Here is a 17,071-nt window from a genome sequence, read left to right as displayed (position 1 = left end):
GGAAGTGACAAAGAGGAAGACTTTTCTTACAAATTTATTGATATTTTTGTCGATTTTAGGGCCAGGTATAATCACAGGGAGTGTTGACAATGATGCAGGTGGCATAACCACGTATTCTGTGGCAGGCGCTACCTATGGATATAAACTGCTTTGGACATTGATACCGTCATTTATCGTCTTAATCGTCATTCAAGAGATGAACGCCAGGATGGGGGTCGTGACAGGAAAAGGGTTGGCAGATCTCATACGAGAAAACTTCGGCGTAAGAGTGACGTTCTTCATCTTTCTCGGACTGCTTATTGCAGATATTGGGAATACTGCTACGGAGTTTGCAGGTGTGGCAGGCAGCATGGAAATCTTCGGCATAAGCAAGTATATAATGGTGCCATTGGCTGCTTTAGCTGTATGGTTTTTAATCGTCAAAGGAAATTATACTGTAGCGGAAAAAGTGTTTTTGATATTCAGCGTTTTTTTGTTGTCATACGTCATATCAGCTCTTCTGTCACATCCAGATTGGAAGGCTGTAGGTGAGTCCCTTATAAAACCCACCATGTCATTTAAAACAGACTATTTAAGCATGGTAATAGGAATTGTAGGTACTACGATAGCTCCTTGGATGCAATTTTACATGCAATCATCGGTTATAGAAAAGGGCATAAAGATAGACGATTATAAGTACACAATCTGGGACGTTGTGATAGGTTGTATCGCAACAGTTGTCGTAGCTTTTTTCATAATAATTGCTTGTGCATCAACTCTCAATGTGAATGGCATAAAAATAAATGAGGCAAAGGATGCAGCCATGGCTTTAAAGCCGCTGGCTGGTGAGCTGGCATCAGGCGTATTCGCATTTGGACTTTTTATAGCATCTATCTTTTCCGCCGCTATACTTCCAGTTGCTACGGCATTTTACATCTGTGAAGCATTTGGCTTTGAAGCAGGCATAGACAAAAGGCTTAATGAAGCGCCAGAATTTTATACGCTTTTTACAGCTATAATAATAATAGCTGTTGCGATTATATTGATTCCACATGCGCCGCTTATTACAATCACTATATGGACGCAGGTTTTAAATGGAATCTTGTTGCCGGTGGTTTTGATTTCCATGATGCTTCTTGTCAACAATAAAGAGATAATGGGGAAATACGTAAATAGCCCGGTGAAAAATTTAATAGGATGGACTACCACAATAGTATTGATATCATTGACTGCCATCCTCATGGTTTTTTCATTTGTTTAAAATATAAGATAAGCAAAGAAGGCGGGAAACCGCCTTTTATTTTTTTTGACAATATGATTAAAATATATAGTATACGATATTGTTTTTGATATCTTATGATGTTAAATTAGATGTGAGGTGGTAATATGCCAGAACTTATATATATAGTAGACGATGACAAGAATATAAGAGATCTCATGGTTAAGTACGTCGAAAAGGAAGGGTATACTGTCAAATCATTTGAAAATGCTGAATCGGTTTTAGATAATTTTGAAAAAGACAAACCTGACATGCTTATATTGGACATAATGATGCCAGGCATGGATGGATATGAGCTTTGTAGAGAAATAAGGAAGAAAAGCGATGTACCGATAATAATCGTTTCAGCGAGAGATGAAGATTTGGATAAAATATTGGGATTGGAGTTAGGCTCAGATGATTACATCGCAAAGCCATTTTCACCGCGAGAGCTTATAGCGAGGATGAAATCTGTATTTAGAAGGGTTAAAACGCCTAAGAGAAACGATGAGATAAGGATAAAGGATATCGTCATAGTGCCTGATGAGAGAAAAGTAATATACAATGGCGAAGAAATAGGATTTACTTCTATGGAATTTGAGCTTATACAATTTTTGGCCAAAAATGCAAATAAAGCTTTCACGAGAGAACAGCTTTTAGAGAAGGTGTGGAAGTACGACTCTTTCACTGAGACGAGGGCTGTAGATGACATGGTGAAACGGATAAGGAAAAAACTGCAAAGCTACGGGTGCGAATTTAACATATCGACCATTTGGGGATATGGGTATAAGGTGGAATCGTAATGTCTATCAGGTTTAAACTTATAATTTCATATATGGTGCTGGTATTCATTTCTTTCTCTATAATAGGTGTATTTTTCAATTTGATGATAAGGGATTTTTTGATAAATGAAGCCAGGCAAAACCTCATAAGGCAAGGATCTGTCATTCAGCGACTTTACAATGGAAGGATAAGCACTCCAGAGGCGCTGCAATCCATAAGGTACATGCCTAAGTTTTGGGTGGGAGGAAGGATTTTGGATGGCGACCTTATAGTTGTGGATTTAAACGGCGATATCGTGTATTCATCAAGGCAAAATCCATTTGGCGGAGGGAATAGGATAGAATACGCAATACTTGACAAAATAACAAAAGAAGGCTCTTACAACAGCATAAAGATTGGAAACACAGATGTGGTAGCTGCAGTCTTTCCAATAATAAGCAACTTAAACGGAAAAGTCATCGGCTCTATCGTCATGTACACGCTTGTAAAAGGCATAAAGATAGCATCCCTTCAGATAGTAGGCGTCTTGCTAAAAGGTATTTTGCTTTCTGGCATTGTATCATTGATAATAGGTTACTTTCTTTCCAGGTCGATCTCTGCCCCCATCGCAAAGCTTACAGAAGTGGTGGAGAAAATAAAGGATAAGAAGTTCGGAGAGAAGGTAAACATAAAGTCAGATGGAGAGATAAAACTTTTGGCAGATGCCTTTAATGAGATGTCTGTGGAGCTTAGGAATTATTACACATCACAGAGGCGGTTTTTGCAAAATGCCTCCCATGAGCTAAAGACCCCGCTTATGTCTATACAAGGATATGCAGAAGGCATAAAAGACGGCGTCATAGAAAAAGACGATATACCAAAATCTCTTGACATAATCATAGATGAAAGCAAAAGGTTGAGAGATATAGTAAACGACTTGATGTACCTTACAAAAATCGAAACACATCAAGAAGGCATAAAAAAGCACAAGGAGTATTTAAAGGATATTTTTGAGGAATGCATAGAAAAGATAATGCCTCAGCTAAACAAGAAAAACATAAAAATAAGCTTAACTGGAGACGATGCAAACGTAAAATGCGACAGAACAAAGCTTATGCAATCTTTTATGAACATATTAAGCAATGGCGTAAGGTATGCAAAGACGTCTATTGATATAGAAATTAAGAATATAAAGGATTATGTAGAGGTAAAGATAAAAAACGACGGAAGGAAATTTACTGAAGAAGAGCTTAAAAACATGTTTGAGAGATTTTATAAAGGCGATGAAGGCGAGACAGGCTTAGGACTGGCTATAACTAAAGCAATAATCGAATGGCATGACGGTACAATAGAAGCATTTAATACAGATAGTGGCGTATGCTTTTTGATAAAACTAAATGCTGTGTAGGTAAATAATTTTTGTGATATAATATAAAAGCTCTAAAGTTTGTAAGAGTAATGTCGATAATGGTAAGTGAGGTGTTAAATTGAAAGCGTCGATTTTAGCATTATTTACGGGTTTTTTGGTAGGCGTGATTTTTTCATTTTTAAAGCTGCCATTGCCTGCGCCAAACGTTCTTCCAGGTATTGCAGGAATCGTAGGCATATACTTAGGCGGCCAGTTGTTTGTCTATCTGATGAGGCTTTTAGGCAGGTAGCTTAAAAGACTCTCAAAGTAGGGGAAATAATATAAGTTAGGGGGTATATGGATGAGAAGTGTATTTTGGAGACTGATGCTTTCATTTATAGTTGTAGCCCTTATTCCTCTTGCAGGAACATATCACTACGTATTGGATGACAAAAGTGCCGGTGTGTTTATTTTTGTAGCTGCAGCGTCGTTTTTATTATCAATATTATTTTCAATATACATATCTTTTACGATTACAAAGCCTATAGCAAGGCTTAAAGAAGGATTTAAGAAGCTTTCAGATGGCAATTTCAATGCCAATGTTGCAAAAGGCCGCAACGATGAGATTGGCTCTTTGATAGAAAGCTACAATCAGATGGTAGATAAGGTTAAAGGCATAATCAAAAATGTCACTGAATTTGCAAAGAGTGCAGAAGCTACAGTAAGCAAGTTTACAGAGTCAATAGAGGAAGCAAATAATACATTTACTCAGATAGCCAAAGCAGTAGAAGAAATAGCGCAAGGCTCTTCTGAACAGGCGAAAGATGCTTCAAATGCAGCAGAAATGGCTCAAAAGATGGGTCAAAACATAGACGAATCTGCAAATTACTTTAAAGCTGTTGAAGAGTCTACAAACAATGCCAATAGGGTAAGCCAAAACGGCATAGAGACCATAAATTCACTTAAGGAGAAGACGGCAGAGACGAAAAACTCCATCGACAGCGTCGTGACAGAAATAAATGAATTGCAGTCTAACTCAAGGCAGATAGAGAAGATCATAGAAGTAATCACAGGTATATCCGATCAGACAAACTTGCTGGCTTTAAACGCAGCTATTGAGGCTGCAAGAGCTGGTGAAGCAGGTAAAGGATTTGCGGTCGTAGCTGAAGAAGTGAGAAACTTGGCTGAACAGTCGAGAGAAGCTGCGGCTGAGATAGCGAAGATAATAAGCACCATAAAACAGAAGACAGATGCTACAGTGCAGCAAGCAAGCGCTGTTAAAGAAATAGCCGATGAGCAATCGAATCAAGTTGAAACTACAGCACAAGCGTTTAACGAAATAAAGTCCTCTATTGATACAATAACGAAAAATACTCGAGTCTTGAATGATGCTGTAGCAGGTCTTACTGAGTACAAAAATGAGATAATATCATCAATTGAGAATATATCTGCAGTTTCAGAGGAAACTGCTGCATCGACGGAAGAGGTATCGGCATCAACAGAGGAGCAGTCTAAGTTTATACAAGACATAAAAGATAATCTTGAAGGCTTATTGGTTACTGTAAGAGAGCTTGACAAGGAGCTTTCAAAGATCACCGTCTCATAATCCTGGCAAATGAGATCACAAACATAAGTCCGGCGGCTATTGCCAAAGCGATGCCGATGGTTTGCAGGCCTAAATCAAAGGCCTGTTTATTATTGCCCTGAATTATGGCAAGGACAGTCTTATAAGAATACGCACCAGGAACAAGAGGTATTATGCCTGGAATGACAAATATGGTGGTGGGGTACTTTTTCTTCTGAGCGAATATTTCCCCCATTATGCCTATAAAAAGCGATGCTATAAATGTAGCAGCGATGGTTGAAGGGTATATCTTCATGACAAGCAGGTAACCTGCCCATCCCACTGCACCTGAAAGTCCCGATACAACAATGGCATCAAGCGGCACATTGAATAAAAATGCAAATCCTGCTGTTGCTAAAAATCCAAAGAAAATCTGCTGTATCATAATTTGCCTCCAATCACGTACCAAATATTTAGAACGAATCCTACTCCAGCAGCTATACTTATGGCAGACATTCCGGCTTCAACGCCTCTTGATACGGCTGAAATCAAGTCACCCCATATAGCATCTCTGACTGCATTCGTTATGGCCACTCCCGGCAGCAATGTGACAATTGATCCTATTATTATGCCGTTTAAAGTGCCTATTGCGAAGTGAGAAAAGGCTAAGCCTAATAATGCTGCAAATGCACTGCCTATGATGTTTATTATGAATGTAGAAAGGCGCAGCCCTTCAAAATACGTTACAATACACTGCAGTATTGTAGCTGTTATGAACGTAGGAATGAAATCTCTTATGGTACTGCCTAAAAGCATGCCAGATGATGCTGCAGCAACGCCTGCAAAGAAAACTCTCAATAAAAAGCTGTATTTGCCTTTTGACCTAATTTTTATAAGTTCATCTGCGTATTTTGAAAAGTCAAGCGTATCTAAACTTTCTTTGCTGAATCTTCTGGACAAATCGTTGACAAGAGCTACTTTGTTTAAGTCGCTATCCCTCTGCTTGACTCTAGTTATCGTCGTCTCTATTTTTCCGTTGTTTTCAATAGAAGCAAAGATTCCAGTAGGTGTTACAAATGTCTCCACTCTCTCAACTTTATTATTAAGCATCCTTTCTATGGTATCTTCACTTCTATACGTTTCACCGCCGTTTTCAAGTATTGTTTTTCCGGCTATTACGGCGAATTTTAGGAGATCTTCATGGTTCAATTGTACACATTCCTTTCATATCTGAAATCACAAGACTATTATATATTATTTTAAGCTATAAAAAAATGATGAATTTGGCTTTACTGTGTTAATGAAAAAAAGTATTTAAAATTTTATCGATATTTTGTCGAAAAACTGAGGCAAAAATCGATAAAAAACGAACTTTATATAAAAAATAATGAATATAATTCGTAAATTTAGTTGATTAAAATGATGATATCTGATAATATACTAAAGGGGATGTTGTTATACTATCAAAAAGGAGTGTTTTGAATGAAATCATACGATGTAATAATAGTCGGTGGTGGTCCGGCAGGACTTTTTGCATCCCTGGAATTGGTGAAGGAAAATAGTGGACTTAACATATTGCTTTTGGAAAAGGGAAGAGACATAAGAGGTAGACTTTGCCCTATAAGCCAGTATGGCTCAAAGTGTGCCAACTGCAAACCGTGCTCTATAACTTGTGGCATAGGTGGTGCAGGTGCATTTAGCGATGGAAAGCTTACTTTGACATCTGATTATGGTGGAGTATTGGACGAGTATATACCAAAAGGTGAGCTAAATGAGCTTATAAAGTATGTAGATGATATTTACGTAAACTTTGGTGGAACGAAAGAAGTCCATGGCACTGATAAAGCAAAAATAAGGGAGATAGAGAAAAGAGCTGCTGCGGCAGACTTGAAGTTAATCCCTGCCGTCATAAAGCATTTAGGGACTGAAAAGTGCTATGACATAATAAAAAATATTGAAGATTACTTGATGGATAAAATAGAGATAAAGACTAAAAAGATGGTTAAAGAGATATTGACAGACGGTGGCAAGGCGTGTGGAGTCGTCACAGAGGATGGTGAGAAGTACTACTCAAAGTATGTGGTAGTAGTGCCTGGCAGAGAAGGAGCAGACTGGTTTAAAAAGGAATCTGAAAGATTGTCGCTGGAGACTAAAAACAATGCGGTTGATGTTGGCGTAAGAGTAGAGATTCCTGCTGTTGTGATGGAGGATATAACCGATGTCGTCTACGAGTCAAAGTTTATATACTACTCCAAATCATTTGATGACAGGGTCAGGACGTTTTGCATGAATCCATATGGAAAAGTAGTAGTAGAAAACAACGATGGTCTAAAAACTGTAAATGGACACAGCTATAAAGACATAAAGACAGACAATACAAACTTTGCAATACTTGTAAGCAAGGAATTTACGGAACCTTTTAAAGAACCTATAGCTTACGGGAAGTATATCGCATCGCTTGCAAATATGTTGGGAGATGGCGTCATCGTACAAAGGCTTGGAGATCTTTTGTCTGGGAGAAGATCTACTCCAGAAAGGCTTAAAAGAGGTCTTGTAGAGCCTACGTTAAAAGATGCTACACCTGGAGATCTAAGTCTCGTGCTGCCGTACAGATTTCTCCAGTCTATAGTTGAAATGCTTAAAGCTCTTGACAAAGTATCGCCAGGAATATATTCGAAGCATACGCTTTTATACGGTGTTGAGGTTAAGTTTTATTCTTCGAGAGTGAAACTTACAAATAAATTTGAGACCCAGATAGAAAATCTGTTTGCTGCCGGTGATGGTGCAGGCATCACGAGAGGACTTGCACAAGCGTCTGTATCAGGCATCGTTGTGGCAAGGGAAATTTTAAATAGAGTAAAGTAAAGAAAGGGGCAAAATAATGTCAACGCTTGTAATAGTAGGTTCGCAGTGGGGAGACGAAGGAAAAGGAAAGATAACAGACTATTTGGCTGAAAAGGCTGATGTGGTTGTAAGATATCAAGGCGGAAACAATGCAGGGCACACAGTTTTAAAAGATGGTGTTGAGTATAAACTTCACTTAATACCGTCCGGCATCTTGTACCCTGACAAGATATGCATTATAGGAAATGGCGTCGTTTTAAACCCTGGTTCTTTGATTTCTGAGATGAATGAGTTGAAAAGTCAAGGAGTAGATGTGAAAAATCTCAAAATCAGTGACAGAGCCCATATAGTCCTTCCGTACCACATTAAACTTGATGAATTAGAAGAAGCTTCAAAAGGCGATAACGACATTGGCACAACAAAAAGAGGAATTGGACCATGTTACATGGATAAATCGGAGAGAATAGGGATAAGGGCTTGTGACCTTGTAGATCAAGAAGTGTTAAGAGAAAAATTGATGATAAATGTCAAGAAGAAAAATGAGATATTCAAAAAGATATACGGTGTTTCTGAAATGAGCTTCGAAGAAATATACGAAGAATACCTTGAATATGCAAAGATACTTAAACCGTACATCGTAGATACGACTTCACTATTGTACGATTTAATAAAAGAAGGGAAAAAAGTATTGTTTGAAGGTGCACAAGGAACGCTTCTCGATATAGATTTAGGAACATATCCTTATGTTACAGCATCACACCCAATATCTGGTGGAGTAACAGTTGGAGCAGGAGTTGGTCCAACAATGATAGATGATGTAGTAGGCGTTGTGAAAGCATATACTACAAGGGTTGGAAAAGGACCATTTCCAACAGAGCTTTTGGATGAGGAAGGCGATCTTCTAAGAGAAAAAGGGCATGAGTATGGCACGACGACGGGAAGACCGAGAAGATGCGGATGGCTTGACATTGTCATAGTAAATTATGCCGTAAGGCTTTCTGGCATAAGGTCATTTGCCCTTACTAAGCTTGATACTCTCACTGGATTTGAAAAGATAAAGATATGCGTAGGATATAAGTTAAATGGAAGGATAATAAACACATTTCCAGCCAGCCTGAAAGATTTAGCTATTTGTGAGCCTGTATACGAAGAATTGGACGGATGGACTGAAGACATCACAAATGTAGAAAGATTTGAGGACTTGCCTCAAAACGCAAAGAAATATGTAGAAAGAATAGAAGAACTGACAGGGATAAATGCTTCTATAATATCTGTAGGACCCGGCAGGGAGAAGACAATAATAAGAGAAGAACTGATGAAATAACCATCAGTTCCTCTCAAAAATTTTAAAAAAGGTGTTGACAGAGTGAAACTTACCCGGTATAATATATAACTGTCAGGGCGATAAATGCTGGCGTAGCTCAATCGGCAGAGCAGCTGACTTGTAATCAGCAGGTTGAAGGTTCGATTCCTTTCGCCAGCTCCACTAAAATCAATACTTTTAAAGATGCAAAAAAATGATTGTTGACACTTTTGTTGACAATCTTATTTTTTTTGTCTCAACAAAGTGTCAGCAAGTCTTTCTGTTGCCTTCCTATCAGAGCTTTTTAGCATGTGTGCATAAATCCGAGCTGTTGTGGCTTTGTCTGCATGTCCTAACCTCCCGGCGACTGTTATTATATCTATATTGTTTGCTATCATTATGCTTGCGTTAGTATGTCTCAAACCGTGTACTGTGATAGGTGGTAAGTTATTTTCTTTTACGAAGTCAGAAAACCAGCTACTAACTGTGTCGGGGTGCATTGGCTTCCCGTCATGTTGTGTAAATAGCCTGTCTGTATCAATCCACTTGTCGCCTTTTTTAAGCCTTTGTTTATTTTGCCATGCTTTATATTCTCTTAGCAGATCCAATATTTCTTGTGGCACAGAAACATCTCTTATAGAAGTTTCATTTTTTGTGTCATCTACATAGATACCGTCGGATTCGGTATATTCGCTGTCACGTTGGATATGTATTATACCTTTATCCCAATCTATATCTTTCCATTCAAGACCGAGAATTTCGCCTCTGCGAGCACCTAAAAAGAGGGTTAATATAATAAATACCTTGTACTTAAAAAAGCGTCCTGTAACGCCTTCTAAGGCTTCTAATAGCTTTGCAGTTTGTTCCTCGTCATAATACTTCGGTCTTGGTCTGCCCGGTGTAGGTGGGTCTTGCACTTCTTTAGCAGGATTTTCAGGAATAAGCTTGTCTACTTTAACAGCAGTTTCTAAAACAGCGTGCAAAAATCTGTGATAATGTGATATTGCATTTTCTGATAAAGGCCCTTCTTTGCCATCTAATCGAGCATCTGGTTCTCTTAGCAGATCATAAAATTCCTGCAAGTGTCTCGGTTTTAACTTCGATAATCTAATATGTCCTAATGCTTCGTTTATTCTTTTTGCTAACTTCTTATATTCGCTTATTGTTTTGCGTGCTAATTTTTTTCCTTTTGTTTTGATCCAATACTCGATATATTTGCCGAGTGTTATATTTCTGTCGTTTCTAATATCTCCTTTCATTACTTCGGCATAGAATAATGCAAGTTGCTTTTCTGCTTCTGCATCACTATTCGCTGTAATTGTTTTTGTATGTCTTATACGTTTGCCAAATAAGTCAAAGCCTGTGGATACTGTTAATAAGTATTTATTGTTTCCTCTCTTTTGAATACTTCCGGGCATAAAATGACCTCCTATATACAATCTTTTATTATTTCTTCAGCAAGCTTGTCCGCATTTAATTCAAAATCTGAATGTTGCATATCCAATCCTATAAAATAGGACTTTTTCGGCATATCAAAGATGATGTGATTTATTTCATGTAGAAATACCTTTTGCTGCGTTTCAAAATTTAGGTTATTGTTTATGACTAATAAATATGTGTCAGACGGATCTGCATACACAAAGCCATATAGGTTACTGCTTAAATCAGCATATTTGATTACAATTCCATATGCAGTCATTAATTCAGAAAAACAAATGTTACCATCTATTAAAGCTTTAATAAGAGGGTTATGTACAATTTCAGGCAAGCTAATCACCTCTTTAAGGGTTATAGTTGTGTTGCTGCTTGTTCATTTTTAAACCGTCTTATTAATGCTATTATTGTTTTTATGTCTTGAGGTGACAAATCTTTTGCCTGTTTAAACATTATTTTGAGGTCTTCTCTTGAACTAATGTCTTCCCAAAATTCCAAAAGCTCTGGATCGTCCTCTAACGCTTTTGTGATTTTTTCAGCTGGATTTTTAATGTCGGTATGACCAAGAAGATAATCAACAGAAACATCTAAAATGTCAGCTATAGCTTTTAGCATTTCTGGGTCAGGACTTCTTAAGCCTTTCTCATATCGATTTATTGTAGCATCAGTTACATTCAACAATTCAGCTAATTGTTTTTGAGTTAATTTTTTAAGCAGACGAGCCTGCCTTATTCTCTCACCTAATAGCATTATTACCACTCCCTTTAGATATTTTACCATTGCGGTAATATAATTATAACATTTTAAAAAAAATTTTAAAGAAAAACTACCAAAATGTCAAATTTACTATTGACAATACCGAATCGGTAGTTTATAATATACTTGAAGCTACCGAAAAGGTAATATAACTACCATAATGGAAGGGTGAAATACTATGAAGGTTGACTTAAAAAAAATAAAAAAACTACGCAAAGACAAAAAAATATCTCAAAAAGAATTAGCTAAAAAATTGGGCTATAAAAGTGGAACCGGATACCATTATATAGAAACCGGCAAAAGAAATATCAAAGCAGAAACATTAGCTAAAATAGCACAAATCTTAAATGTATCGGTAGAAGAATTATACGATAATGAACCATCAATAAAAAATCAATCCGCATAGGAGGTGAGAAGGATGGAGGAAGTTTTAAAAGAGAAGCAGGAGCAAGAACAGCTTAAACCAAGTGATATGAAAATAATTTATGAAATAATTACTGTTCTTGCGAATAAAAAACTTTCATTTAAACAATGCAAAAAAATTTTAAATGCAGTAGAGAACGAATTAGAAGATTTAATTCCGTGGAATCAATCGTCTATGAATGTAAAACTCCATGAATAAAATTTTCTAGCTGTAATAATTTCCGGCGGTGTTGGTTTTTCTAGCATTGATTTTGCTTCTTCAATGTTTTGGACAGCATTATTTAGCTTATTTAAAGCGTTAAAGTTATTGCTACAATTTGGACATTCTAAAGATTGTTTTTTTAAAAGGTTTTTGGTTTCAACATTAAATTCTTCGCCACAACTATGACATTTAAAATGTATCTTCATTATATTCACCTCCTCTTAAGAAAATTTTACCACTTGAGAGGAAGAAAAAACAAGGAGGGAAAAAGTATGAATGAATTGCAAATAAAAGAAGTTGACTTTCAAGGCGATAAGTTACTTGCAGTAAAAGATAATAAAACAAACAAAATCTATGTTGCAGTCAATCACATTTGTAACGCATTAGGGTTGGATGCACGTATACAAAGAGACAAACTCAAAGAACATATGACACTTTCAAAGGGGTGTACCTTATGGGGCATACCTTCTAATGGCGGTATACAGGAATCATACGTAATTGAATTAGACTACTTACCGCTTTGGCTAGCCTCTATAAACCCTGCAAAAGTTAGCCCTGCAATTCAAAATAAGCTCGTCGAATATCAGCTTAAAGCCAAAGACGTGCTTGCACAGGCATTTTTAGGAACACAACAACTTATGAGCATTGAAGATTTAATAATTCTTCAAGCCCAATCAGTAAAAGAACTCAAGGAAAAAGTTCAGACACTTGAGTATAGAATACAAAATCTTGATGCAACAAACATTGAAGGAGATCTACAGCAAAGATTAAATAAACTCGTCAGAAAATACGCTTTTAAGGCAGGTATAATGCACAATATCGCATGGGAACATTTCAAACAAGCGTATAACACAGCATATAGGACAAATCTTGAATTGCTTATGAATAATTACAAAGAACGTGAAGGAATAAAGAAATTGACTTTACCGCAATATCTTGCAGTCACAGGACATCTCGAAGACGCAATCAGAGTGGCTGACAAGATGCTAAACGATATAAAAACAGCATAAAGAGGGGATAAAATGATAAAAGCCTTAACAGTATCTCAAGCAGTAGAATTTCTAAACAACAACATATCAGAAGAATATTTATATCAATTGGTGCGTGAAAAAAGAATACCTCATGTAAAACTTGGTAGAAAAATACTCTTTGATGAAGCCAAACTTGAAGAATGGTGGCAGGAAGAGATTGAGAAATCCACACGTGGCATCAGGAAAATAGCAGAATAAAGGAGGTGAAATAGATGCTGACATGGCACGAAAAATTAACCCTATTAATGATATTGGAAGAAAAATTGCACCGCTTACAAGAGAAAAAAAGATATTACGTCGTAAAACTAAATGAACAAAAAATAACAGAAATACAAAAAGACATTTATGATGACATTCAAGAACAAATCAAAGAATTAGAAAGCCTCTACCAGAAAGTAAGCGCAATGGAAACAATTGACTAAAAAAGGAGGAATAACATATGATACAGGTACAATTAAAAGCAATCGATACAAATGACAAACAACAGCTCGAACTAAGGCTTGATGAACTTGAAAATAAAATAAACTTCCTAAACGAAAGAATACGACAAATCAACTTAGACATCGCAAAAGCAGAAAAAGAAAAACAGTTATTACCAATATTGATACAAGAAAAGAAAGATACAGAAGAAGAATACAAAATATTGTTTCAGTATTACTACAGAATAAAGGAGGCATAAAACATGATAATAGCAAATATGACGTGGAATGTAGAAAGAAAAGGAGGTGCTAATATGTCAGTTAGACTTGCTCAAATATTGTACAAGCTATTCCATATAACAACAACAGTGAAAAACGGCCGGGTTAAGCATGGCATAGAATTCTTTAATACATAGGAGGTGAGGAAATTGGAAGATTTCATTTCATATGGTTTCACAAACAGAGACATCATGGCTTATCTATATAGAGCAATCGTAAGATATTTAAATGGTGACGTCGAACTCTTTAAGCACTACACAGACAAGGCACTAAAAATTTACATGGAAGATATAGAAATACCGTGGAACCAATACGTCACAGAAGAAAAAAGGCACTTATATGTGCCAATTAAAGAACTTATTCAAAAATAACTTCGTCTTGATTGTACCGCATTTTAGCGGTGCAGTCAAGGCTTAAATGGGAGGGATAAAAAGATAATGAGTGGTCTTGTGAGTGGTCTTGATGGAAATTGTGTAAGATGTGGACGTAAACTCAAGGATATCAAATCTATTGAACGAGGATTTGGTAAGACATGCTATAAAAAGTATCTCAAAGAAACTGAAGAACGGATGAAGAAAAATCAGATTTCAGTTTTTGACTTAAGGGGGTTAAAAAATGATAGATGAAGATGTAGAAGAATTAAAAGAATTTCTAAAAATCTTACAACACAAGTTAGAGCAAAAAGACTTCTATCACAAATATGGTATATGCCCAAGCTGCGGACATGCAATGGACAAAATAGACGGAATATACCAATGTGAATGTGGATACGTACATGTGGAGGAGGAAAGGTAATGAATAAATCAGAAAGTATCAAAGAAATTGCGACAGCACTAGCAAAATTTCAGGGAGAAGTCAAAAATCCTGCGAACACAGCTACAAATCCTTTTCTAAAAAATAAATATGCACCATTAAATGAGATTTTAAACGTTGTAAGACCAATTTTAAGTAAAAATGGCTTATCAGTTATACAAGACGCAAAAGTAGAAAACGGACAAGTTATTATAACCACTTGCATATTCCATACAAGCGGTGAATGGATAGAAAGTAGTCCACTTATGATTACGCCTGAAAAAATGACAGCACAAGGCATAGGAAGCATCATTACTTATGGCAGAAGATACGCATTATCAGCATTATTAGGAATTAGCAGTGAAGATGATGACGATGGCAACTCACAAGAAAAACACGTAGCAAAGAAAGAAGAACTAATCACAAAAGAAGAAGCTAACCAGCTATACGCACTAGCTCTAAAAGACGTAGCAATATTCAGAAAAGCATTAGACAAATTCGGCTATAAACATTCCAAAGACATCAAGAAATCAGACTTAAGTGCAATATGCGAATACATCGCAGGCTTAGTCAAGGCGAACAAACAAGAAGACGCAATTATAGACAATGAAGAAGATTTACCAGAATTTTTGAAAGGAGATGAACAATAATGCAAATAATTAGTAGAGATTTCCATGAGATGAGAGAAGTGTTCAATTCTACAATACATGGTAAATTGCAAATATCCTACAACAGTGATGAAAGAATCACACTAAGACTTATTGACGAAAATGATGACAAAAAAGATACACTTATAATTTTAGACAAAAATGAAACTGGGAAATTAATGCATTTCATTAAATATAAAGTTACTTGGTAATAATGAGGCTCTTAATTGAGCCTCTCACAAAACCTCATTTGGAGGGGAGAAAATGGCAAGAAAAAACATATCAAAGAAAATTAGATTTGAGGTATTTAAACGTGATAGTTTTAAGTGCCAATATTGTGGTAGATCTGCTCCAGATGTCATTCTTGAAGTAGATCATATTAAGCCGGTTAAAGCAGGAGGCACTAACGATATTACAAACTTGATTACAGCATGTAGAGATTGTAATAGAGGGAAAAGTGCTAAATTATTGGATGATAAATCTGTTTTGGAAAAGCAAAAGCAACAATTAGAAGAATTAAATGAGCGGCGAGAGCAACTTGAAATGATGATGAAATGGCGAGAAGAATTGATAAATTTAGACAATCAACAATTAGAATATGTCAGATCTCACTTTGAAAAAATTGCAAAATGTGAAGTAAACCAAAATGGAATTAAAACATTAAAAAAACTAATAAAAAAATATTCTTTAAATGACATTCTTGATGCAATTGATATTTCAACATCACAATATTTAGTGCCAGATGGTTCTGATGGATACACAAAAGATTCAATAGAAAAAGCATTTGATTATATAGAAAAAATATGCAGTGTAAAACAATTAGAGAGCGAAAAACCTTACATAAAAGATTTATTCTACATTAGAGGGATTATCAAAAATAGATGTAAATATTATGAACCTGATATAGCCTTGAAATATTTAGAGAAAGCTTATTTACATGGTGCTTCTATAGAAAATTTAAAAGAATTTGCTAAAGCTATTACTCATTGGGGAGAATTTATTGATGGCATAGATGAATTTCTTGAGAGAAATAATGAAGGTGAATAAGATGGGAAGAAAGAGATTTATAACAAGTGATATGAGCATTGACGAAAAAATAGCACAAATAGCCGCAGAAGATCCTACAATAGCCTTAATGTGGCCATGGTTTATTACAGGGTTTGATGATTGGGGAAGAATGGAGGCAATGCCCTTAAAGATTAAATTAAGTATTTTCCCTGCATTCCCTTTTACTGTAGAAGATATTGAAAAAGCAATAGATAAGTATGCAGAAGTAGGACTTGTTTTTAAATATATAGTAGATGGACATACATATATAGCAATAGAACCGGAAAAGTATTATAAGTATCAAACCTACATTAGAGATAATAAAAGAGAAACAGATAAATCTAGTTGTCCAGTGCCTGAAAATGCACCATGGGAGAATAAAAATAACGCAAACAAAAAAGATACGTCGCGCAATTGCGCGCAAGTTAGCACAGATGACGACAAAAAACACCCTTCACCTTCACCTTCACCTTCACCTTCACCTTCACCTTCACCTTCACCTTCACCTTCACCTTCACCTTCACCTTCACCTTCAAAAGATATATATATTAAGTCGGATTCTGGAAATCCGACCAAACAGGTTAATTCTACAAATGAAACTATAACACCTCAATTAATGATTTTTGAACATTGGAATAGCAAAAATATCATTCAACATCGGTCTTTAACAGATAAAACTAAACGAGCAATAAATGGAGCATTAAAAGATTATACACAAGAAGAAATATGTAGGGCCATAGATAACTATGCAATTATCTTAACAGATGAGAAGTATTATTGGAGCTATAAATGGAGCTTAAAAGATTTTTTGCAAAGAGGTCTTGATAAGTTTCTTGATTTTAACACAGCAGCAGAAAACTATTTAAAGCAAGGGGGTAACACCAATGGCAACGTTAGAAAGTATACAGGAGATAATAAACAGGATACAAGAAAATATACATTCGACAAGTCAAAATTCCTCTATAACGGAGAAGCTACAGGAA

27 protein-coding genes and 1 tRNA gene are annotated in these 17,071 nt (G+C 36.1%); 22 read left to right on the top strand and 6 right to left on the bottom strand.

The features are described 5' to 3' along the window. Positions 1–4: 4 nt before the first annotated feature. The 5 genes from BVF91_RS09755 to BVF91_RS09735 all read left to right on the top strand — a co-directional run bounded on the left by BVF91_RS09755 (position 5) and on the right by BVF91_RS09735 (position 4,953). On the top strand, positions 5–1,240 hold the full coding sequence (locus tag BVF91_RS09755; protein ID WP_085113221.1) for an Nramp family divalent metal transporter: 1,236 nt from the start codon (positions 5–7) through the stop codon (positions 1,238–1,240). A 125-nt stretch (positions 1,241–1,365) separates the two neighbouring features. Further along, the gene (locus tag BVF91_RS09750) at positions 1,366–2,040 is read left to right on the top strand and encodes a response regulator transcription factor (protein ID WP_085113220.1); all 675 of its coding nucleotides are present in this window, start codon (positions 1,366–1,368) and stop codon (positions 2,038–2,040) included. Then, positions 2,040–3,407: a sensor histidine kinase gene (locus tag BVF91_RS09745; protein WP_085113219.1), complete on the top strand. Its 1,368-nt coding sequence runs from the start codon at positions 2,040–2,042 to the stop codon at positions 3,405–3,407. Before BVF91_RS09750 ends, BVF91_RS09745 begins: the two co-directional genes overlap by 1 nt. A 79-nt stretch (positions 3,408–3,486) precedes the next feature. Next, on the top strand, positions 3,487–3,657 hold the full coding sequence (locus tag BVF91_RS09740; protein WP_014757462.1) for a XapX domain-containing protein: 171 nt from the start codon (positions 3,487–3,489) through the stop codon (positions 3,655–3,657). Between the two features lie 51 nt (positions 3,658–3,708). Continuing rightward, positions 3,709–4,953 carry a methyl-accepting chemotaxis protein gene (locus BVF91_RS09735; protein ID WP_085113218.1) on the top strand — a complete coding sequence of 415 codons (1,245 nt, stop codon included), beginning with the start codon at positions 3,709–3,711 and terminating at the stop codon, positions 4,951–4,953. Here the strand turns inward: BVF91_RS09735 and BVF91_RS09730 are convergent. After that, positions 4,940–5,356: a threonine/serine exporter family protein gene (locus tag BVF91_RS09730; protein WP_085113217.1), complete on the bottom strand. Its 417-nt coding sequence runs from the start codon at positions 5,354–5,356 to the stop codon at positions 4,940–4,942. The two genes, BVF91_RS09735 and BVF91_RS09730, sit on opposite strands and share 14 nt — an antisense overlap. Continuing rightward, complete coding sequence (locus tag BVF91_RS09725; protein WP_085113216.1) at positions 5,353–6,120, bottom strand: threonine/serine exporter family protein; 768 nt, start codon at positions 6,118–6,120, stop codon at positions 5,353–5,355. Before BVF91_RS09725 ends, BVF91_RS09730 begins: the two co-directional genes overlap by 4 nt. A 273-nt stretch (positions 6,121–6,393) precedes the next feature. Here BVF91_RS09725 and BVF91_RS09720 point away from each other — a divergent pair, with 273 nt between their 5' ends. The 3 genes from BVF91_RS09720 to BVF91_RS09710 all read left to right on the top strand — a co-directional run bounded on the left by BVF91_RS09720 (position 6,394) and on the right by BVF91_RS09710 (position 9,241). Further along, a complete protein-coding gene (locus BVF91_RS09720) occupies positions 6,394–7,776 on the top strand; it encodes an NAD(P)/FAD-dependent oxidoreductase (protein WP_085113215.1) in 1,383 nt (460 codons plus the stop codon). Positions 7,777–7,792: 16 nt separating this feature from the next. Beyond that, on the top strand, positions 7,793–9,079 hold the full coding sequence (locus BVF91_RS09715) for an adenylosuccinate synthase (protein ID WP_085113214.1): 1,287 nt from the start codon (positions 7,793–7,795) through the stop codon (positions 9,077–9,079). Positions 9,080–9,165: 86 nt separating this feature from the next. Next, positions 9,166–9,241: transfer RNA gene (locus BVF91_RS09710), tRNA-Thr, on the top strand. A 59-nt stretch (positions 9,242–9,300) separates the two neighbouring features. On the opposite strand, the gene BVF91_RS09705 is transcribed toward BVF91_RS09710, so the two are convergent. The 3 genes from BVF91_RS09705 to BVF91_RS09695 are packed head-to-tail and all read right to left on the bottom strand — an operon-like array spanning position 9,301 to position 11,242. After that, a complete protein-coding gene (locus tag BVF91_RS09705) occupies positions 9,301–10,476 on the bottom strand; it encodes a tyrosine-type recombinase/integrase (RefSeq protein WP_085113213.1) in 1,176 nt (391 codons plus the stop codon). A gap of 11 nt (positions 10,477–10,487) precedes the next feature. Then, entirely contained in the window at positions 10,488–10,826 is a 339-nt protein-coding gene (locus BVF91_RS09700) for an ImmA/IrrE family metallo-endopeptidase (protein WP_085113212.1), read from the bottom strand. A gap of 20 nt (positions 10,827–10,846) precedes the next feature. Continuing rightward, positions 10,847–11,242, bottom strand: coding sequence for a helix-turn-helix domain-containing protein (locus BVF91_RS09695; RefSeq protein WP_085113211.1), 396 nt, complete (start codon positions 11,240–11,242; stop codon positions 10,847–10,849). Between the two features lie 184 nt (positions 11,243–11,426). On the opposite strand from BVF91_RS09695, the gene BVF91_RS09690 reads away from it, so the two are divergent. Further along, positions 11,427–11,654: a helix-turn-helix domain-containing protein gene (locus BVF91_RS09690; protein WP_085113210.1), complete on the top strand. Its 228-nt coding sequence runs from the start codon at positions 11,427–11,429 to the stop codon at positions 11,652–11,654. Positions 11,655–11,666: 12 nt separating this feature from the next. Beyond that, positions 11,667–11,870 (top strand): hypothetical protein, encoded by a 204-nt coding sequence (locus tag BVF91_RS09685; protein ID WP_085113209.1) that lies wholly within the window; start codon positions 11,667–11,669, stop codon positions 11,868–11,870. Here BVF91_RS09685 and BVF91_RS13180 read toward each other — a convergent pair. Then, positions 11,837–12,079, bottom strand: coding sequence for a hypothetical protein (locus tag BVF91_RS13180; RefSeq protein ID WP_143589005.1), 243 nt, complete (start codon positions 12,077–12,079; stop codon positions 11,837–11,839). The two genes, BVF91_RS09685 and BVF91_RS13180, sit on opposite strands and share 34 nt — an antisense overlap. Positions 12,080–12,145: 66 nt before the next feature. On the opposite strand from BVF91_RS13180, the gene BVF91_RS09680 reads away from it, so the two are divergent. The 12 genes from BVF91_RS09680 to BVF91_RS13405 form a co-directional block, all read left to right on the top strand. Continuing rightward, complete coding sequence (locus BVF91_RS09680; RefSeq protein WP_168170202.1) at positions 12,146–12,883, top strand: phage antirepressor N-terminal domain-containing protein; 738 nt, start codon at positions 12,146–12,148, stop codon at positions 12,881–12,883. 12 nt (positions 12,884–12,895) lie between these two features. Then, complete coding sequence (locus BVF91_RS09675; protein WP_085113207.1) at positions 12,896–13,102, top strand: helix-turn-helix domain-containing protein; 207 nt, start codon at positions 12,896–12,898, stop codon at positions 13,100–13,102. Positions 13,103–13,116: 14 nt separating this feature from the next. Further along, positions 13,117–13,326: a hypothetical protein gene (locus BVF91_RS09670; RefSeq protein ID WP_085113206.1), complete on the top strand. Its 210-nt coding sequence runs from the start codon at positions 13,117–13,119 to the stop codon at positions 13,324–13,326. 17 nt (positions 13,327–13,343) lie between these two features. Further along, positions 13,344–13,583, top strand: coding sequence for a hypothetical protein (locus BVF91_RS09665; RefSeq protein ID WP_085113205.1), 240 nt, complete (start codon positions 13,344–13,346; stop codon positions 13,581–13,583). Positions 13,584–13,586: 3 nt separating this feature from the next. Beyond that, entirely contained in the window at positions 13,587–13,739 is a 153-nt protein-coding gene (locus BVF91_RS13300) for a hypothetical protein (protein WP_168170201.1), read from the top strand. A gap of 12 nt (positions 13,740–13,751) precedes the next feature. Beyond that, a complete protein-coding gene (locus BVF91_RS09660; RefSeq protein WP_085113204.1) occupies positions 13,752–13,973 on the top strand; it encodes a hypothetical protein in 222 nt (73 codons plus the stop codon). Between the two features lie 66 nt (positions 13,974–14,039). Continuing rightward, a complete protein-coding gene (locus tag BVF91_RS09655) occupies positions 14,040–14,228 on the top strand; it encodes a DUF6011 domain-containing protein (RefSeq protein ID WP_085113203.1) in 189 nt (62 codons plus the stop codon). Then, a complete protein-coding gene (locus tag BVF91_RS09650) occupies positions 14,218–14,397 on the top strand; it encodes a hypothetical protein (protein ID WP_085113202.1) in 180 nt (59 codons plus the stop codon). Before BVF91_RS09655 ends, BVF91_RS09650 begins: the two co-directional genes overlap by 11 nt. Further along, a complete protein-coding gene (locus BVF91_RS09645; RefSeq protein ID WP_085113201.1) occupies positions 14,397–15,044 on the top strand; it encodes an ERF family protein in 648 nt (215 codons plus the stop codon). The genes BVF91_RS09650 and BVF91_RS09645 overlap by 1 nt, the downstream gene beginning before the upstream one ends. Next, positions 15,044–15,253, top strand: coding sequence for a hypothetical protein (locus tag BVF91_RS09640; RefSeq protein WP_085113200.1), 210 nt, complete (start codon positions 15,044–15,046; stop codon positions 15,251–15,253). Before BVF91_RS09645 ends, BVF91_RS09640 begins: the two co-directional genes overlap by 1 nt. 52 nt (positions 15,254–15,305) lie before the next feature. Beyond that, positions 15,306–16,088 carry an HNH endonuclease gene (locus BVF91_RS09635; RefSeq protein ID WP_085113199.1) on the top strand — a complete coding sequence of 261 codons (783 nt, stop codon included), beginning with the start codon at positions 15,306–15,308 and terminating at the stop codon, positions 16,086–16,088. 1 nt (position 16,089) lies between these two features. Next, positions 16,090–17,071: hypothetical protein (locus BVF91_RS13405; RefSeq protein WP_206199047.1), on the top strand; the 982-nt coding region annotated here is incomplete at its 3' end.

It is taken from the genome of Thermoanaerobacterium sp. PSU-2 (assembly GCF_002102475.1).
Lineage (GTDB): Bacteria > Bacillota > Thermoanaerobacteria > Thermoanaerobacterales > Thermoanaerobacteraceae > Thermoanaerobacterium.
The sequence above is the reverse complement of the archived record's forward strand: the minus strand, read 5'-3'. Positions and strand labels throughout refer to the sequence as shown.

What these genes read in the sequence shown, in the direction of transcription:
- BVF91_RS09730 (WP_085113217.1), bottom strand. Translation starts at nt 5,356, where the DNA reads ATGATACAGCAGATTTTCTTTGGATTTTTAGCAACAGCAGGATTTGCA.
- BVF91_RS09695 (WP_085113211.1), bottom strand. Translation starts at nt 11,242, where the DNA reads ATGCTATTAGGTGAGAGAATAAGGCAGGCTCGTCTGCTTAAAAAATTA.
- BVF91_RS13180 (WP_143589005.1), bottom strand. Translation starts at nt 12,079, where the DNA reads ATGAAGATACATTTTAAATGTCATAGTTGTGGCGAAGAATTTAATGTT.
- BVF91_RS09735 (WP_085113218.1), top strand. Translation starts at nt 3,709, where the DNA reads ATGAGAAGTGTATTTTGGAGACTGATGCTTTCATTTATAGTTGTAGCC.
- BVF91_RS09670 (WP_085113206.1), top strand. Translation starts at nt 13,117, where the DNA reads ATGCTGACATGGCACGAAAAATTAACCCTATTAATGATATTGGAAGAA.
- BVF91_RS09680 (WP_168170202.1), top strand. Translation starts at nt 12,146, where the DNA reads ATGAATGAATTGCAAATAAAAGAAGTTGACTTTCAAGGCGATAAGTTA.
- BVF91_RS09715 (WP_085113214.1), top strand. Translation starts at nt 7,793, where the DNA reads ATGTCAACGCTTGTAATAGTAGGTTCGCAGTGGGGAGACGAAGGAAAA.
- BVF91_RS09675 (WP_085113207.1), top strand. Translation starts at nt 12,896, where the DNA reads ATGATAAAAGCCTTAACAGTATCTCAAGCAGTAGAATTTCTAAACAAC.
- BVF91_RS09635 (WP_085113199.1), top strand. Translation starts at nt 15,306, where the DNA reads ATGGCAAGAAAAAACATATCAAAGAAAATTAGATTTGAGGTATTTAAA.
- BVF91_RS09655 (WP_085113203.1), top strand. Translation starts at nt 14,040, where the DNA reads ATGAGTGGTCTTGTGAGTGGTCTTGATGGAAATTGTGTAAGATGTGGA.
- BVF91_RS09705 (WP_085113213.1), bottom strand. Translation starts at nt 10,476, where the DNA reads ATGCCCGGAAGTATTCAAAAGAGAGGAAACAATAAATACTTATTAACA.
- BVF91_RS09690 (WP_085113210.1), top strand. Translation starts at nt 11,427, where the DNA reads ATGAAGGTTGACTTAAAAAAAATAAAAAAACTACGCAAAGACAAAAAA.
- BVF91_RS13300 (WP_168170201.1), top strand. Translation starts at nt 13,587, where the DNA reads ATGATAATAGCAAATATGACGTGGAATGTAGAAAGAAAAGGAGGTGCT.
- BVF91_RS09750 (WP_085113220.1), top strand. Translation starts at nt 1,366, where the DNA reads ATGCCAGAACTTATATATATAGTAGACGATGACAAGAATATAAGAGAT.
- BVF91_RS09685 (WP_085113209.1), top strand. Translation starts at nt 11,667, where the DNA reads ATGGAGGAAGTTTTAAAAGAGAAGCAGGAGCAAGAACAGCTTAAACCA.
- BVF91_RS09650 (WP_085113202.1), top strand. Translation starts at nt 14,218, where the DNA reads ATGATAGATGAAGATGTAGAAGAATTAAAAGAATTTCTAAAAATCTTA.
- BVF91_RS09745 (WP_085113219.1), top strand. Translation starts at nt 2,040, where the DNA reads ATGTCTATCAGGTTTAAACTTATAATTTCATATATGGTGCTGGTATTC.
- BVF91_RS09645 (WP_085113201.1), top strand. Translation starts at nt 14,397, where the DNA reads ATGAATAAATCAGAAAGTATCAAAGAAATTGCGACAGCACTAGCAAAA.
- BVF91_RS09720 (WP_085113215.1), top strand. Translation starts at nt 6,394, where the DNA reads ATGAAATCATACGATGTAATAATAGTCGGTGGTGGTCCGGCAGGACTT.
- BVF91_RS09640 (WP_085113200.1), top strand. Translation starts at nt 15,044, where the DNA reads ATGCAAATAATTAGTAGAGATTTCCATGAGATGAGAGAAGTGTTCAAT.
- BVF91_RS09665 (WP_085113205.1), top strand. Translation starts at nt 13,344, where the DNA reads ATGATACAGGTACAATTAAAAGCAATCGATACAAATGACAAACAACAG.